Here is a 16565-nt window from a genome sequence, read left to right on the forward strand (position 1 = left end):
AGGGTCTCCTTCAGGAGGTCTTCAGCTGCGTTTCCCTAGCGTGGAGCCATGGAACGCTGGATCAACAGCCTCATGGACACCCTTGGCGCGCCCGGGGCCGGACTCGCGATCGCCCTGGAGAACCTCTTCCCGCCGTTGCCCAGCGAGGTGATCCTGCCGATGGCGGGGTTCGCCTCCGCGAGCGGGCGGATCGGCCTGATCGCCGCGCTGCTGTGGACGACGGCAGGCTCGGTCGTGGGCGCGCTCGCGCTGTACGGAGTGGGGGCGCTGCTCGGCCGGGAGCGGACGATCGCCGTGGCGAGCAGGCTGCCGCTGGTCAAGGCCGCCGACGTCGAGCGTACGGAGGCGTGGTTCGGGCGGCACGGCACCAAGGCGGTGTTCTTCGGGCGGATGATCCCGGTCTTCCGCAGCCTCATATCCGTCCCGGCCGGCATCGAGCGCATGCCGCTGCCGGTGTTCCTCGGGCTGACGACGCTCGGCAGCGCGATCTGGAACACCGCGTTCGTCCTCGCCGGTTACGCGCTCGGCGACAACTGGGAGCAGGTCACCCACTACGTGTCGCTGTACTCGAAGGTGGTCCTGGTGGTGGCGGTGGCCGCGGTGGTGGCGTTCGTGGGCGTCCGGGTCCTCAGGCCGGGGACGGGCGTACGGCGGAGCTGAACCGGCGCAGGATCTCCTCACCCGCCAGCACGCCCCGCTCCTCAAGTACGTCGACGTGGCCGGCGCTCCAGCCGCTCTCGGCGAGCTCCCCGTGGCCGGGCCGCCACCCCCGGTCGGCGGCGAGCAGCAGATCGGCGTCGAGCAGCGAGTCGCCGGCGGCCAGCACACGGTCCGCCCCGGCTCGGCGGGCGACCTCGCGGACGGCGGCGCTCTTGGTGAGCGGCTGGGGAACGGCGTACACCTTGCGTCCCTGGAGGGAGACGGCCCAGCCGCGCGGGCCGGCCCAGGCGGCCAGTTCCTTCATCCAGCCGTCGGGCAGCAGGGCGCGCTCGACGACCAGGTACGCGAAGAGGTCCTCCGCGACCCGTTCCTTCAGCAGCCAGGCCGGGTCGGCGACGGCCAGCAGGTGGGCGCGGACCTCGTCGAGCGTGGCGCACTCGTCGGCGAGGCGGGCGTCGACCGTGCGCCGCCAGTCGGGGTCGGACACGCCGTCGACCAGCAGGTGCCCGCCGTTGGCGCAGATCGCGAACCGCGGCGGCGGTCCGGGGAGCCGGATGCGGTGGTACTGCTCGCGGGTACGGGTGGTGGTCGGTACGAAGACGGCGTGGCGCGGCAGTTCGGTCAACAGCGCGGCGGCGGTCTCGGTCACGTACGACAGCGGTTTGTGCTGGTACGTCTCGACGCACAGCAGGCGCGGCGCCTCGGCGTCCGGCATGGTCAGGCCGAGGGCGGCGGCGGAGTAGATGAGGGTGCGGTCGAGGTCGCTGGCGATGAGGGTGGTCACGGTCATCGGTGCGCCACCGCCTTGCCGTCGGCGCCTGTCGCGCCCCGGGTGTACTTCGGGTGGATCAGCCCGACGCAGGTGTAGTGCAGGTCGTCGGCCTCCTCGACCGGTACGCCGCGCTGTTCGGCCAGCAGCCGTACGTGGTCGAGGTCGGCGCCCGCGCCGCGCTGGGCGAGGATCTTCCAGGGGACGCGGCGCAGCAGGACCCGGGTGGTCTCGCCGACACCGGGCTTGACCAGGTTGACGTCGTGGATGCCGTACTCCTCGCTGATCCGCTCGACGGCGGCCCAGCCCTCCCAGGTGGGGGTGCGGTCGGTGGCGAGGAGCTCCTTCACGTCGGCGTCGACGGCGGTCGCGACCTCGTCGAAGTGGGAGGTGACGGTGGTGAGGAAGCTGTTGGACACGTCGGCGCCGGCGAGTTCGCGGTAGAACTTCGCACCGTGGAAGTCGTCCGGCCCGACGAGGTCGGCGCGCAGCACGGTGCGCGATATCAGCCCGGAGACGGTGGAGTTGAGGCAGGCGGAGGGGATGAGGAAGTCCTCGCGGGTGCCGTAGGTGCGCACGCACGAGCCGGGGTCGGCGAGGACGGCGATCTCGGGGTCGAAGCCGGGGAAGTCCTCCAGGGCGGCGGCCAGTTCGCGGGTGATGGCGCCCTTGCCGGTCCAGCCGTCGACGAACACGACGTCGGCGGCGTCGTGGTGCTGCTGGAGCCAGCGCAGCGCGTTGGCGTCGATGCCCCGGCCGCGCACGATGGACACGGCGTAGTGCGGGAGGTCGAGGCCGTGGCGGTGAAGGGCCCAGCGGCGCATGAGTACGCCGACGGGGGTGCCGGCACGGGCCAGCGACACGAGCACGGGGCGCGGGGACCGCTCGGCGAGGACCGTCTCGGTGACGGTGCCGACGGCGCGGGCGATGCGGGCGGCGGAGGTGTCGAGGGCGGCGTGGAAGAGGGCCTGGTAGCGGTCGCTGGGCTGGTACTCGACGGGCAGCGACTCGGCGTAGTGGGCGCCGCCGCTCTGGATCGCCTCCTCGCGCTCTTCGGTCGGCGCCTCCAGCTCGACGTCTGAGAGGTCCTGGAGGAGCCAGCCGACCTCCTCGGGGGCGTAGGACGAGAAGGCGGGGCCTCGGAGAGGCTCGGGCAGCATGGGGGCCCTTTCGGCGGGGGCGTAGGCGGGGGCGTAGGACGGGACGACGGCGAGCAGTACGTGCGGTATGTGCGCGGCGAGCTGGGCCAGGAGGCCGTCCGGGGCGTGGAGCGCGGGGGTGTCGGCGGCCGAGTCGACGACGGCGACGACCGCGTCGAAGCCGGCGCCCGCGACGTTGTAGGCGTACCGGTCACCAGGGCCGTCGGCGGGCGCGTCGTGGGCGGGGAAGACGAGCCGGGTGCGTATCGCGTAGCCGGGGTCGTCGACGGCGAGGACGGGCGAGCGGGTGGTGGTCGAGAACCTCACCTCGGCGCGGCCGAGCTTTTCGAGTGCGACGCCCAGGGCGAGCGGCGTGTACATCAGCTCCTCGCACCCGAGCACCAGCACGCGCGGCAGGTCGCCCCCGCCGTGGGGAGCGGGGTCCGCTGTCTCCGGGGCGGCGTCCTGGGCGCCCGGCGCGAGGCCCAGTGCGTCGGCGACGCGGGCGGCCATGGCGGGGAGCGCGTCGTTCAGGCGGGCGCGGTGGGCGGGCGTGAAACCGTGCCGTCCCCCGTCCGGTACGCCGTCGGGCCACCCGAGCTCGACGCGCGGCACGGAGGTGGCACGGCCCCCGCCTGCGGCGGCCCCATCGCCGGGACGCTCACCGTCCGGAGAACCGGCCGCGCCGCCCGCCACATCGGCACCGCCCGCGCCGGTCGCCGCACCCGCCGGCCGGCCACCGCCCGCCACACCGGCCACACCCGCCGCTCGGGCCACACCGCCCGCCACATCAGCACCGCCCGCGCCAGACGCCGCACCCGCCGGCCGGCCACCGCCCGCCACACCGGCCACACCGGCCACACCGGCCACACCGGCCACACCGGCCACACCGGCCGCCCGCGCCAGACCGGCCGCGCCCGCCGCACCCGCCGCACCCGCCGCGTCCGCCGCCTCGTGCTGCGCCACCAGCGCCTGGCCGCGCTCCAGGACGCCGTCCGGGAGCCGGACCGTGCCTGCCGCCAGGGTCACCAGATCCACGCGGGCGCCGATCTCGGAGGCGAAGCCGGCGAGGCGGCCCCGGTCGGCGGCCGAGCGCATGTCGACGAGGGCCACGATCACGTACCGCTCGCGCGGGTAGCGCGCGTGGAGGGCCCGTACCGTGTTGAGCACCGTGTTGCCGGTGGAGAACTCGTCGTCGACCAGCACCAGCGGCCCGGGGCCCGCCAGGAGCGCCGGGTCCTCGGGGAGCAGGAGGTGCGAGGTGGCGTGCGAGTGGGCCTCCTCGAAGCCGCCCGCCCGCTCGACCCCGGGCACCGGGCGGCGCGTGGAGTGCAGGTACGGGGCGGTGCCCAGGCCGTCGGCGACCGAGTGGCCGAGGCCGGTCGCCGTCTCCGCGTACCCGAGCACCACCGCCCGCGCGGCGTCGTCGGGCCCGAGCAGCTCCCGTACCCGTACGCCCAGCTCGTAACCCGACCGCCACACCACGCCCGGGCTCTGCGGCACGTGCTTGCCCAGCACGTTGGAGACGAGCAGGTGCGCCCGCTTCGGGTTGCGCCGCAGCGCCAGGCCCAGCAGCTCACGCAACCGCTGGTCGCCGGTCAGCTCGATCCCGAGCCGTTCCGACACCCACGTACCCGACCAGACCGCCACGTTCCCGTTCTCCTTCACTTGACCAGCCCCGCGGTGAGCAGCTCCACGAAGCCGACGTCCTCCTTCGCGACGCCGAAGACCTCCGCCCGCTGAAGGGTCCGCTCGGCCCACGCACGGTGGGGCTTCACTTCGTTCATCTTGTTCGTGTACGCGCTGCGCAGCACCCCGCCGCCGCCCCGTTCCGGCCGCAGGATGTCCTGGGCGTCGCTGAACTCCTCGTGGCTGACGACGGACAGCGCGTGCACGGGCAGCACGTGCGAGGGGTGGATGCAGGTCTTGCCGAGCAGGCCGTTGGCCCGGTCCAGCTCGATCTCGCGCAGCAGCCCGTCCAGGTCGTGCTCGATCAGCGCGGTGCGCAGCTCGTCGGCGCGCTGCTCCATGAAGGGGCTGCGCCGCAGCTGTGGCTTGAAGATGCGCTCCTGGACGCGGAAGTACTCCCACACCGGGCCGGTGATGGTGAACCCGGTGCCGTCGGAGCGGCCCAGCACGTTGACGACGTCCGCGATGACGCCCGCGACGATCTGCACGTCGTACGCCGTCATGTCGGGCGTACGGCGCAGCCCGTACGCGGAGCAGAAGTCGGTGACACCGAGGCGCAGCGCGAGGACCCGGTCCCGGTACTTGTCGACGATCCTGCCGATGCCGGCGAGCGTCTCGTGCCGGGTCTCCAGGTGGAGCAGCTCGGGCGACTCCAGTACGGGCATGGCGAAGAGCCGCCGCCCGCAGATGTTCTCGGCCACGGTCAGGGCCTCCATGAAGGGCCCGCCGCGCTCCTCGGTGAACTTGGGCAGCACGAATCCGGACAGCAGCCGGGCGGCCGGCCCGAGCCGCCGCACCAGGTCGGCCATCTGTTCGGCCTGCCGGACGCGGATGAAGAGCAGGGGCGGTTCACCGTCCCGTTCGTGCAGGTCGGTGAACTGGCGTACGAGGTTCTCCTCCGCCCCGGCGACCTCGCCGTCGTCGATGGAGTCCTCCAGGCACAGCACCATCGACACGACGCCACGACCCACCTGCTTCATCACGTCGTCAGCGAGCCGCGGCCGGGTGGCGGGGCTGTAGAGCGTGGCGCCGAGGGCGGCGGCGAGGACGCGTGCCGGTGAGTCCGCGCTGAACTCGCACGGCTCCCGGTGGAAGAGCCCGGCCCGGGCAGTGGCCGGGATGTGCCCGAAATGACGCATGAGTATCCCCCGTACTGCCTTGACGGCCCTGACGACATGTGGCCGGTAATAGTACGTAGGGACCGGTGTCGCGAGTTCCCCCCGGGCATGAACTTCAGGTAACTCGTCCGCTTCTCGCCCCTGCCACGCGGCCCCCGCGTTGTCCGCGGCGTGGGCGGCCAGGCAGGATGTCGGACATGACGCACGCCATGCTGAAGGGCTCGAACGTCCCGCTCGATGCCGCGGCCGTACGGGCCGTACTGTGCTGGACCCCCGGCCCCGGGGTGCCGGACGTGGACGCTTCCGCCCTGCTGCTCGGCACCGACGGGCAGGTGCGTTCGGACGAGGACTTCGTCTTCTACAACCAGCCACGCCACCCGTCCGGGCTGGTGCGGCGGCTGCCGAAGAAGCGGGTCCCGGAGGGGCTCACCGACACGGTCGAGGCCGATGTGGCGGCGCTGGATCCGTCGGTGGACCAGGTGGTGCTGGCGGCGTCGTCGGACGGGGACACCTTCGACCGCGTACGGGATCTGCGGATCCTGCTGTACGACGCGGGCTCGGGCGCCACGGAGCCGCTGGCCGTCTTCGAGGTGAAGCCGGAGACCGGCGAGGAGACGGCCATCATCTGCGGCGAGCTGTACCGGCGCGGGGAGGGCTGGAAGTTCCGTGCGGTGGGGCAGGGTTACCCGACGGGGCTGATCGGCCTGGCCACGGCGTTCGGGATCTCGGTGGACGAAGCCGAGGAGGCCCAGGAGGCCGACGGGGCGGGAGAGGCCCGGGAGGCGGACGGGCAGGCGGCGCAGGACGGCTCGGCGGCAGCGACGGACGCGTCGGCGGCCGCGCCCACCACCGCGGTGCCCGCCGCTCCCGCGACGCCTCCCGCGACACCTCCGGCGCCACCCGCGTCGCCCCCGGCTCCGGCTCCCGCTCCGGCGTACGGCTATCCCCAGGCCGGTTCGCCGCAGCCCGCGTACGGCTATCCGCAGCCCGCCGCGGCCGCCGCGCCCGCGCCGGATCCGAACTTCCAGCTGCCGCCGATGGGACCGCAGTTCGTACGGAGCTGACGACGGTACGACGGGGCGGTCAGACCTTGCCGGCCTTGAAGCCGCGTCCCCACTGCAGGCCCCACCCGTAGAGCCGGTCCAGTTCGGCCTGGAAGCCGTACACGAACCGCACCTCCCGCCTTACCACCAGCTCCCCCTTGACATTCTCCAGCATGAACACCGCGCACGAACGGGCTTGCGGCGCACGCTCGTCGAGCTCTATCTCGATGCGCGGGCCGTTGCTCGGGTAGAGCGTCATCGTGGCGTGCGTACGGTCGAACGCCGGTGTCTGGTCGTAGATGTAGACGAAGAACAGCAGGCGCTTGATCGCGTCGCGATGGTCGAGGTTGACGAAGATCGTCTCACCGGACGGTGCGCCGAACCGGTCGTCGCCGCTGAGCTTCACGTACGGCGGTGAGTTGAGGTCCCCGAAGAAGCTGCCGAGCGGCTGGACCACGCCCTTGGTGCCGTCCTTCAGCTCGTACAGGCAGCCGATGTCCAGGTCCACATTGACCACACCCTGGGTGTGTGCCTGGACCACATCGGGCTTGAAGAGCTTGAGAGGGTGCCGCAGCAGTCGGCCGCTGTGCTTGGACCGGCCCTCGATGTCGGAGGTGCGCATCCGCCAGGAGAGGTTGACGCGCAGGTTGCCGGTCGCCGCGCCCTGTTTGGTGAGCGAGACGGACGGGCGGCGCTTGGTCAGGTCGATGGCGTTCGTCGAGGCACTGCCCGAGTCGAACTGCGCGGCGTTGTTCCGCCACAGGTTGTCCCAGAAGGCCATGCCCCCACCCCCAGTCGTCCGGTTCCTCGGATACGCGCGGATACGCGGCGGGGCGGCCGGGAGCACCCGGCCGCCCCGCAACGGAAGCGTTCCTCAATGCCGGGGCCGTCACACTTTGACGGGCCCCGGCGAATGTCACACCACGACGTGTGTCTTGTCGTCCTTGCCCGCCGCCTCCAGCGCCTTGTTGCGGCGCACGGAGGACAGGAAGGACGCGGCGATCAGGAACACACCGATGGTGCCGGTGATGAGCTCGCTGATCTCGTGCTGGATGGTGATGAGCAGGATGACCGCGAGCGCGCCGATCGCGTAGTGCGCGCCGTGCTCCAGGTAGACGTAGTCGTCCAGGGTGCCCTGGCGGACCAGGTAGACGGTGAGCGACCGGACGTACATCGCGCCGATGCCGAGGCCCAGTGCCATCCAGAAGATGTGGTTGGTGATGGCGAAGGCACCGATGACGCCGTCGAAGGAGAAGGACGCGTCGAGGACCTCGAGGTACAGGAAGAGGAAGAAGGCCGCCTTGCCGGCGAGGCCGACCGCGGAGACCGGCTTGCCCTCCTTCTTGGCCTTCTCCTCCTCCTCGTGCTCGCGTTCCTCTTCTTCCTCCAGCTTGTCCTCGAAGTACCCGGACAGGCCGCCGACCACGAGGTACGTGATCAGGCCCGCCACGCCGGACAGCAGCACGGTGGCCGCCTTGTCGGCGTGCCCGGTGCTGGTGTGTGCCTGGGTGGCGAAGGTCATGGCGGTGATCATCAGGACGATCAGGGCGATGCAGACCGACAGCATGTCGACCTTGCCGAGCTTGGCCGCCGGGCGCTCCAGCCACCTGAGCCACTTGTGCTCGCGCTCCTCGAACATGAAGTCCAGGAAGATCATCAGCAGGAACATGCCACCGAAGGCGGCGATGGCCGCGTGCGCGTCGGTGACGAGGTCCTCGTACCGCCCGGGGTTGTCCATGGCGAGCTGGACGGCCTCGATGGGTCCGACCTTGGCGCTGATGGCGACGATCACGACGGGGAAGACCAGCCGCATGCCGAAGACCGCGATCAGAATGCCGATCGTCAGGAAGATCTTCTGCCAGAAGGCGTTCATCTTCTTGAGGATTCCGGCGTTGACCACCGCGTTGTCGAACGACAGCGAGATCTCGAGGATCGACAGGATCAGTACGATCCCGAACGCCTCCCAGCCCCACTGCCAGGCGGCGAAAGCGAGGCCGAGCGCCGTGACGGCGAACGACCAGCCGAAGGTTTTCAGAACCACTGGCTACCCAATCGTGTTAAGTACGGTTACGGGTCTCCCCCGCGCCGTGCGCGCCGGGCTGTGAACGAACCCGGAGACGTGCTTCAAGAAACATTGACGCCGAAGTCTAGAGCGATGCCCCTCAGCCCCGATGCGTACCCCTGTCCTACCGCGCGGAACTTCCACTCTCCGCCGTACCGGTAGAGCTCGCCGAAGATCATCGCGGTCTCGGTGGAGGCGTCCTCGCTGAGGTCGTACCGCGCGAGCTCCTGGCCGTCGGCCTGGTTGACGACGCGGATGAAGGCGTTGCTGACCTGGCCGAAGGTCTGGCCCCGGTTGTCGGCCTCGTGGATCGAGACCGGAAAGATGATCTTGTCGCAGTGGGCCGGCACCCGGGGGAGGTCGACGATCAGCGACTCGTCGTCGCCATCGCCCTCGCCCGTGAGGTTGTCACCGGTGTGCTCGACGGAGCCGTCGGGGCTGGTGAGGTTGTTGTAGAAGACGAACCATTCGTCGCCGAGCACCCTGCCGTTCTCGCAGAGCAGTGCGCTGGCGTCGAGGTCGAACGGTGCGCCGGTGGTGGAGCGCGCGTCCCAGCCGAGTCCGACGAGCACCTGGGTGAGGTTGGGTGCGGCCTTGGAGAGGGAGACGTTGCCTCCCTTGGCGAGCGTGACGCCCATGATGTGGATCCTCCCCTGAGATCTGCTGCTGCGTTGTCCCGGGGACGTCCCCCCGGACCCCCGGCCCGGGCACGGGCCGGCCGGTGTTGCCCGCCTCGGGCGCGGCGCGGTGGCCGCGTCACGATACGGGCGGTAAGGCACGTCCGGCGCCGCACGAAGATGTGCGGCGCCGGACGAAACTGCACGGCGATCAAGCCCCGGCACGCGCGGGCCCACGGACGGCACCTACGGGCCCGTCGCCCCCTGCGGACCGTTCACGCCCGCGTCGCCTTGGGCGCCGCCCCGCCGAGTGCTCGACGGGCACCGCCCCGCGAACGGCACCGCCGCCGGACACCCGAACCACGCGCCGGCCCAGCCCCGCGACGGACGCCGCCCCGCGCCGCGGACCACGCCGCCCCGCCGGGTGCCGGGTAGCCACCCCGCCGGGAGCCGGGTGGCCGCCCGCCACGTACCGGACGAGCCGCAGACGCCGCCCCGCCGGGTGCCGGGTGGCCGCCCCACCGGAAGCCGCGCCGCCGACCCACCGGGAGCTGCACGGCCGCCCCACCGGGCGCCGCGCCGCCGCCGCGTACCGGACGAGCCGCAGACGGCCCCCGCCGGGTCCGCGCCGCCACCCGCCGGGGAACCCCCGCCGGGTGCCGCAGACGCCGCCCCACCAGGTGCCGTCTGCGGCCGCCCGCCGGGCAGCGGCCGGGGGCCGAGGAGCCGTCGCAGGCGGCGCCCCGGCGGTCGTCGGCGCCGGGGCGCCGCCTGCGGCGGGTCAGACGTTGACGCCGAAGTCCTGCGCGATGCCGCGCAGGCCCGAGGCGTAGCCCTGGCCCACCGCGCGGAACTTCCACTCCGCGCCGTTGCGGTACAGCTCGCCGAAGACCATGGCGGTCTCCGTCGAGGCGTCCTCGCTCAGGTCGTAGCGGGCGATCTCGGCGCCGCCGGCCTGGTTCACGACGCGGATGAACGCGTTGCGGACCTGGCCGAAGGACTGCTGGCGGGTCTCGGCGTCGTAGATCGACACCGGGAAGACGATCTTGGCGACGTCGGCCGGGACGTTGGCCAGGTCGACCTTGACCTGCTCGTCGTCGCCCTCGCCCTCACCGGTGAGGTTGTCGCCGGTGTGCTCGACCGAGCCGTCCGCGCTCTTCAGGTTGTTGAAGAACACGAAGTCCTGGTCGTTGCGGACCTTGCCCTCGGCGTTGACCAGAATGGCGCTGGCGTCGAGGTCGAAGTCCGTTCCGGTGGTGGTACGGACGTCCCAGCCCAGACCGACGGTGACTGCCGTCAGGCCCGGGGCCTCCTTGGTCAGCGAGACGTTGCCGCCCTTGCTGAGGCTGACTCCCACGAGTCCCTCCATTGGTTTACAGGGGCAGCGCCCCCGTCGTGCGTTGGCATCGGATCAACGACTGGATCCTAGTGACCGGTTCCCGTCGTGAGCAGGCACTTGCGCCGAAGATTCAGAGGGTGTCGAGCGCCGCGACGTACTCGTTGAGGTCACGGGCGTCCGGCAGGCCGTTGACGACCGTCCAGCGGACGACGCCCTCCTTGTCGATGATGAAGGTGCCGCGCACCGCGCAGCCCTTCTCCTCGTCGAAGACGCCGTACGCGCGCGAGACCTCGCCGTGCGGCCAGAAGTCCGACAGCAGCGGGTAGTCCAGGCCCTCCTGCTCGGCGAAGACGCGCAGCGTGTGGATCGAGTCGTTGGAGACGGCGAGCAGCTGGGTGTCGTCGTTGACGAACGTCGGCAGCTCGTCGCGGAGCGCGCACAGCTCGCCCGTGCACACGCCGGTGAAGGCGAAGGGGTAGAAGAGGAGCACGACGTTCTTCTCGCCGCGGAAGTCCGCGAGCGAGACGGTGCGTCCGTGGTTGTCCTTCAGCTCGAAGTCCGGGGCCTTGGTGCCGACCTGGAGCGGCTCGGTCGCCTCGATCGCCTCGATCGCCATGTCAGAAAGCATCCCTTCAGTGGTCGGGTGGGTCCCAGTCGGGTCCCACCCTACGCACAGGGCCCCCGCCGACAGGTGTCGGCGGGGGCCCTGGGGGCTGTGGAAGGGCTCAGCGCTTGGCGGACTTGGCCGCCTTCGGGGTGACCAGGCGGTGGCCGCTCCAGTCCTTGCCGATGCTGATGCTCCGGGTCTGCGAGAGGCCCGCGGTCTGGGCGGCCTCGTTGATGTCGCTGGGCTCGATGTAGCCGTCCCGGCCGGTCTTGGGCGTCAGGAGCCAGATCTCCCCGCCCTCCTCGATCAGGCCGATGGCATCGACCAGCGCATCCGTGAGGTCTCCGTCCTCGTCGCGGAACCACAGCAGTACGGCGTCGGCGACGTCGTCGTAGTCCTCGTCTACGAGATCCTGGCCGATGACGGCCTCGATTGCCTCACGGAGCTCCTGCTCGACGTCGTCGTCGTAGCCGATCTCCTGGACCACCTGTCCGGGCTCGAACCCCAGCTTCGCCGCCGGGTTGGTCCGCTCCTCCGCGTGGTCCGCGGTCGCGCTCACGGCTTGCCTCCTGATCGTTTTTTGGAAAGTGCTTCGGCCGCGCGCGTACGCGTGGCATTGGGCGTAGTCCACACGTGCTGGGCGGATCGCGCAAGTACCCGGCGATCGAGACCGCCGAAACGGTGACTTTTGGGGCCGTCTCGCCGCAACTCCAGGCAGCTTCCCGCCCACGCCCGTGCTACACACCACGGCCCTTGACCCACTTTATTCGCTTCTACTCCTTCCGTGCGCCCGTGGTGGGCGAACGACCGAACGAAACACATGGCCGAGTTGGGCGTAAGGTTGCGATTTGGGCCGGGCCCGGGCCGGATACGGCGACCCGTGGGGGTTACCCCTCGGTAAAGATGACGTTTACGCCCACGGGGTACACGATGGTGGCGGCGCGACCGCACTGCCGACACTCCATTCCCCGTAGGCTCCACCGAACAGAAGGAACAGCGTGGCTTCCGGATCCGATCGCAACCCGATCATCATTGGCGGCCTTCCCAGCCAGGTCCCGGATTTCGATCCCGAAGAGACCCAGGAATGGCTCGACTCCCTCGACGCCGCCGTGGACGAGCGCGGCCGCGAGCGGGCCCGCTACCTGATGCTCCGCCTGATCGAGCGGGCCCGCGAGAAGCGCGTGGCCGTGCCCGAGATGCGCAGCACGGACTACGTCAACACCATCGCCACCAAGGACGAGCCGTTCTTCCCCGGCAACGAGGAGATCGAACGCAAGGTCCTCAACGCCACGCGCTGGAACGCCGCCGTGATGGTGTCGCGCGCACAGCGCCCCGGTATCGGTGTGGGCGGGCACATCGCGACGTTCGCCTCCTCGGCCTCCCTCTACGACGTGGGCTTCAACCACTTCTTCCGCGGCAAGGACGAGGGCGACGGCGGCGACCAGATCTTCTTCCAGGGCCACGCGTCGCCCGGTGTCTACGCGCGCGCGTTCCTCCTGGACCGGCTGACCGAGGAGCAGCTCGACGGCTTCCGGCAGGAGAAGTCGAAGTTGCCCAACGGCCTGTCGTCCTACCCGCACCCGCGGCTGATGCCGGACTTCTGGGAGTTCCCGACCGTCTCCATGGGCCTCGGCCCGATCGGCGCGATCTACCAGGCGCGCATGAACCGCTACATGGAGGCACGCGGTATCGCCGACACCTCCGCGTCGCACGTGTGGGCGTTCCTCGGCGACGGCGAGATGGACGAGCCGGAGTCGCTCGGCCAGCTGTCGATCGCGGCGCGTGAAGGCCTGGACAACCTGACGTTCGTCGTCAACTGCAACCTGCAGCGGCTGGATGGCCCGGTACGGGGCAACGGCAAGATCATCCAGGAGCTGGAGTCGCAGTTCCGCGGTGCCGGCTGGAACGTGATCAAGCTGGTGTGGGACCGCTCCTGGGACCCGCTGCTGGCGCAGGACCGTGACGGCATCCTGGTCAACAAGCTGAACACCACGCCCGACGGCCAGTTCCAGACGTACGCGACGGAGACCGGCGCGTACATCCGCAAGCACTTCTTCGGCGACGACCACCGGCTGCGGGCCATGGTCGAGCACATGACCGACGACCAGATCCTGCACCTGGGCCGTGGTGGTCACGACCACAAGAAGATCTTCGCGGCGTACGCGGCGGCGCGCGCCCACAAGGGCCAGCCGACGGTGATCCTCGCGCAGACCGTCAAGGGCTGGACGCTCGGCCCGAACTTCGAGGGCCGCAACGCCACGCACCAGATGAAGAAGCTGACGGTCGACGACCTGAAGCGCTTCCGCGACCGGCTGCACCTGCCGATCTCCGACAGGGAGCTGGAGTCCGGCCTGCCGCCGTACTACCACCCGGGGCCGGACTCGGAGGAGATCCAGTACATGCACGACCGCCGCAAGGCGCTGGGCGGGTACGTCCCGACCCGCGTCGTGCGCGCGAAGCCCCTGGCACTGCCGGACGACAAGACGTACGCGGCGGTGAAGAAGGGGTCGGGTCAGCAGTCGATCGCCACGACGATGGCGTTCGTACGGCTGCTGAAGGACCTGATGCGGGACAAGGAGATCGGCAAGCGGTTCGTGCTGATCGCGCCGGACGAGTACCGCACCTTCGGTATGGACTCGTTCTTCCCGAGCGCCAAGATCTACAACCCGCTGGGCCAGCAGTACGAGGCGGTGGACCGCGAGCTGCTGCTCGCGTACAAGGAGTCGCCGACCGGGCAGATGCTGCACGACGGCATCTCGGAGGCGGGCTGCACGGCGTCGCTGATCGCGGCCGGTTCGGCGTACGCGACGCACGGCGAGCCGCTGATCCCGGTGTACGTCTTCTACTCGATGTTCGGTTTCCAGCGGACCGGCGACCAGTTCTGGCAGATGGCCGACCAGCTGGCGCGCGGTTTCGTGCTGGGTGCGACCGCGGGACGTACGACGCTGACCGGTGAGGGTCTGCAGCACGCGGACGGCCACTCGCAGCTACTCGCCTCGACGAACCCGGCGTGCATCGCGTACGACCCGACCTTCGGCTTCGAGATCGCGCACATCGTCAAGGACGGTCTGCGCCGGATGTACGGCGAGAACGCCGAGGACGTCTTCTACTACCTCACCGTCTACAACGAGCCCATCCAGCACCCGGCCGAGCCGGCGGACGTCGACGTGGACGGCATCCTCAAGGGCATCCACCTCTTCCGGCGCGGCGAGGAGGGGGCGATTCCGGCGCAGATCATGGCGTCCGGTGTGGCCGTGCCGTGGGCGGTGGAGGCGCAGCGGATCCTCGCCGAGGAGTGGAACGTGCGCGCCGACGTGTGGTCGGCGACGTCCTGGAACGAACTGCGCCGCGAGGCCGTGGAGGTCGACCGGCACAACCTGCTCCACCCGGAGGAGGAGCAGCAGGTTCCGTATGTGACGCGGAAGCTGTCCGGCGCGGAGGGTCCCTTCGTCGCCGTCTCCGACTGGATGCGGTCGGTTCCGGACCAGATCGCGCGCTGGGTGCCGGGGACGTACACCTCGCTGGGCGCGGACGGCTTCGGCTTCGCGGACACGCGCGGTGCGGCGCGGCGGTACTTCCACATCGACGCGCAGTCGATCGTGCTGGCGGTGCTGACCGAGCTGGCCCGGGAGGGCAAGGTGGACCGTTCGGTGCTGAAGCAGGCCGTGGACCGCTACCAGCTGCTGGACGTCGCGGCGGCCGACCCGGGCGCCGCGGGCGGCGACGCGTAGCCGGTCGGGCGGGGGGACTCCCGTCCCCCCGCATCCCCCTGACATTCCGGGCCTAGCATTCCGGGCATGAACGAACGCTGGGAGGCGCGCACCCAGGCGCCGCTGCTGGGGCTCGCCGTCGCGTTCGGCGTGGCCTACGCGATACCGATAGTGGCGCCCGATGCCGCCCCATGGGTCCACCGCGCCTGCCTGACCGTGGAGTGGGTGGTGTGGGGCGCCTTCGCCGTGGACTACGTCGTACGCCTGGTGCTGGCGCCGGAGCGGTGGGTCTTCGTGCGCCGCCACCCACTGGACCTGCTGGCGGTTCTGCTGCCGCTGATCCAGCCGCTGCGGCTGCTGCGGCTCGTCTCCACGCTGCTGCTGGTGGGGCGGCGGGCCCGGATGGCACCGCAGATAACGCTCACCACGTATGTGGCCGGATCCGTGGTGGGTCTGATGATGTTCGGCTCGCTGGCCGTGCTGCACGTGGAACGTGGCGCGCCGGACGGGAACATCAAGACGCTGGGCGACGCGGTGTGGTGGTCGTTCACGACGATGACGACCGTCGGGTACGGCGACCACGCGCCGACGACCGGGCTCGGGCGGGTGCTGGCCGTCGGGCTGATGCTGTCCGGCATCGCCCTGCTGGGTGTCGTCACCGCGAACATCGCGGCGTGGTTCATCTCGCGCTTCGAGCGGGACGACGCGGAGGAGCGCCGCCAGACGGCTCTGCTGGAGGCCCTCACGCAGGAGGTCAAGGACCTCCGGGCCGAGGTCGCCCGACTGTCGGCCAACGCCACGGCGGCCTCCCCCGCGGCCCCCACCTCTTCGGTGCCGGCACAGCCCACCACGGAGGGCGCCACGTAGGCGGCCGGCTCGCCCGGTGACGTTCACGCCCGCGGGCGCGAGCCCGGGAGACGGTTACGCCCCAGGCGGGGGTACGCCCCAGGCGCCGGTACGCCTTCACCGCGGGTACACCCTGGGCACGGTCGCGCCCGAAGCGCGGGCAGGCTCGGGGACGGGTGCGGCTTGCTCGCGCGTACGCGTCGGTGCGGGCACGCGGGCTGCTCCCGGCACGCCTTTCACCGCGGAACGCCCCAGGCGTCGGTACGCCCCGGGGCGCGGGCCAGGGAGGGAACGGCGCGGGCTGCTCGCGGCCGCCCTCACGGCGGGTACGCGCCTTGCACCGGGTGCGCCTTGACCGCAGGTACGCCCAGGCTCGGGTACGCCCCAGGTGCGGGGCCAGGGCGGGTTCAAATGCGGCTTGATCGCGCTTACGCCGTGGGCGCAGCACACGTGTTGCTCGCGGCACGCCTTCGCCAGGGGGCCGCGGGTACGCCCGCCGACGCGGGGCCAGGGGCGGGAAGGCCCCAGGCGCGGGGTGCTCGTGGGTGGGACGTCGGCGGGCGCCTTGTCGTGCTCGGCGCGTGAGCGGTGCAGCACGCGAGCCAAGGCCCGGGCGTGGTGTGGGCGTGCGCGTGGGTACGTCTAGAGCGTGCCGTTGCCCGGGGTGCCGGCAGCACCGGCCAGCGAGACGAGGGCCAGGACGGTGTCGATCGCCCCGAGAACGAACGCGACCAGCGCCGGGATGTGGTTGCTCGCCCAGCGCCGGCCCATGCCGAGCCAGCCGCAGACGATCGCCACCGGGCCGAGGATGATGCCCAGTACGAAGAAACCGGCGACCGCGCAGACCAGCCCGACGATCCCGAGCGTCGCGCGGTCCGGCCCGGTCCGCGACCACATCCGGCCGCGTGAGCGGGGGCTCCTGCGCGAACGCGAGGTGTACCCGAAACTGTTCATGGCCCCCGGGTG

14 protein-coding genes are annotated in these 16565 nt (G+C 71.1%); 4 read left to right on the forward strand and 10 right to left on the reverse strand.

Annotated features, from left to right (window positions below):
- Positions 1–48 precede the first annotated feature (48 nt).
- The gene (locus BKD26_RS08885; RefSeq protein ID WP_084897275.1) at positions 49–660 is read left to right on the forward strand and encodes a DedA family protein; all 612 of its coding nucleotides are present in this window, start codon (positions 49–51) and stop codon (positions 658–660) included.
- Here BKD26_RS08885 and BKD26_RS08890 read toward each other — a convergent pair.
- From BKD26_RS08890 to BKD26_RS08900, 3 genes are read right to left on the reverse strand one after another with little or no spacing between them, the layout of a single operon-like run.
- Complete coding sequence (locus tag BKD26_RS08890; RefSeq protein WP_084897276.1) at positions 629–1450, reverse strand: HAD family hydrolase; 822 nt, start codon at positions 1448–1450, stop codon at positions 629–631. The two genes, BKD26_RS08885 and BKD26_RS08890, sit on opposite strands and share 32 nt — an antisense overlap.
- Complete coding sequence (locus BKD26_RS08895) at positions 1447–4218, reverse strand: phosphoribosyltransferase (protein WP_084897397.1); 2772 nt, start codon at positions 4216–4218, stop codon at positions 1447–1449. The genes BKD26_RS08890 and BKD26_RS08895 overlap by 4 nt, the downstream gene beginning before the upstream one ends.
- 14 nt (positions 4219–4232) lie before the next feature.
- Positions 4233–5396 (reverse strand): HpcH/HpaI aldolase/citrate lyase family protein, encoded by a 1164-nt coding sequence (locus tag BKD26_RS08900; protein WP_084897277.1) that lies wholly within the window; start codon positions 5394–5396, stop codon positions 4233–4235.
- 176 nt (positions 5397–5572) lie between these two features.
- On the opposite strand from BKD26_RS08900, the gene BKD26_RS08905 reads away from it, so the two are divergent.
- Positions 5573–6439, forward strand: coding sequence for a TerD family protein (locus tag BKD26_RS08905; protein ID WP_179166473.1), 867 nt, complete (start codon positions 5573–5575; stop codon positions 6437–6439).
- Between the two features lie 19 nt (positions 6440–6458).
- Here BKD26_RS08905 and BKD26_RS08910 read toward each other — a convergent pair whose 3' ends face one another.
- The 6 genes from BKD26_RS08910 to BKD26_RS08935 form a co-directional block, all read right to left on the reverse strand.
- A complete protein-coding gene (locus tag BKD26_RS08910) occupies positions 6459–7199 on the reverse strand; it encodes a Tellurium resistance (protein ID WP_073752994.1) in 741 nt (246 codons plus the stop codon).
- Between the two features lie 135 nt (positions 7200–7334).
- Positions 7335–8459: a DUF475 domain-containing protein gene (locus tag BKD26_RS08915; RefSeq protein ID WP_084897279.1), complete on the reverse strand. Its 1125-nt coding sequence runs from the start codon at positions 8457–8459 to the stop codon at positions 7335–7337.
- 83 nt (positions 8460–8542) lie between these two features.
- On the reverse strand, positions 8543–9118 hold the full coding sequence (locus BKD26_RS08920; protein ID WP_073751765.1) for a TerD family protein: 576 nt from the start codon (positions 9116–9118) through the stop codon (positions 8543–8545).
- Positions 9119–9878: 760 nt separating this feature from the next.
- On the reverse strand, positions 9879–10454 hold the full coding sequence (locus BKD26_RS08925; protein ID WP_064071174.1) for a TerD family protein: 576 nt from the start codon (positions 10452–10454) through the stop codon (positions 9879–9881).
- 112 nt (positions 10455–10566) lie between these two features.
- Positions 10567–11052, reverse strand: coding sequence for a peroxiredoxin (locus tag BKD26_RS08930; RefSeq protein ID WP_084897280.1), 486 nt, complete (start codon positions 11050–11052; stop codon positions 10567–10569).
- Between the two features lie 109 nt (positions 11053–11161).
- Positions 11162–11602 (reverse strand): DUF3052 domain-containing protein, encoded by a 441-nt coding sequence (locus BKD26_RS08935; RefSeq protein WP_073751760.1) that lies wholly within the window; start codon positions 11600–11602, stop codon positions 11162–11164.
- 439 nt (positions 11603–12041) lie between these two features.
- On the opposite strand from BKD26_RS08935, the gene aceE reads away from it, so the two are divergent.
- On the forward strand, positions 12042–14774 hold the full coding sequence (gene aceE, locus BKD26_RS08940; protein ID WP_084897281.1) for a pyruvate dehydrogenase (acetyl-transferring), homodimeric type: 2733 nt from the start codon (positions 12042–12044) through the stop codon (positions 14772–14774).
- Between the two features lie 66 nt (positions 14775–14840).
- The gene (locus tag BKD26_RS08945; protein ID WP_084897282.1) at positions 14841–15620 is read left to right on the forward strand and encodes a potassium channel family protein; all 780 of its coding nucleotides are present in this window, start codon (positions 14841–14843) and stop codon (positions 15618–15620) included.
- Between the two features lie 621 nt (positions 15621–16241).
- Here BKD26_RS08945 and BKD26_RS08950 read toward each other — a convergent pair.
- Positions 16242–16553 carry a small hydrophobic protein gene (locus BKD26_RS08950; RefSeq protein ID WP_084897283.1) on the reverse strand — a complete coding sequence of 104 codons (312 nt, stop codon included), beginning with the start codon at positions 16551–16553 and terminating at the stop codon, positions 16242–16244.
- Positions 16554–16565: the final 12 nt, after the last annotated feature.

The sequence above is a fragment of the Streptomyces sp. CB03238 genome (assembly GCF_002099185.1).
Taxonomy (GTDB): domain Bacteria; phylum Actinomycetota; class Actinomycetes; order Streptomycetales; family Streptomycetaceae; genus Streptomyces.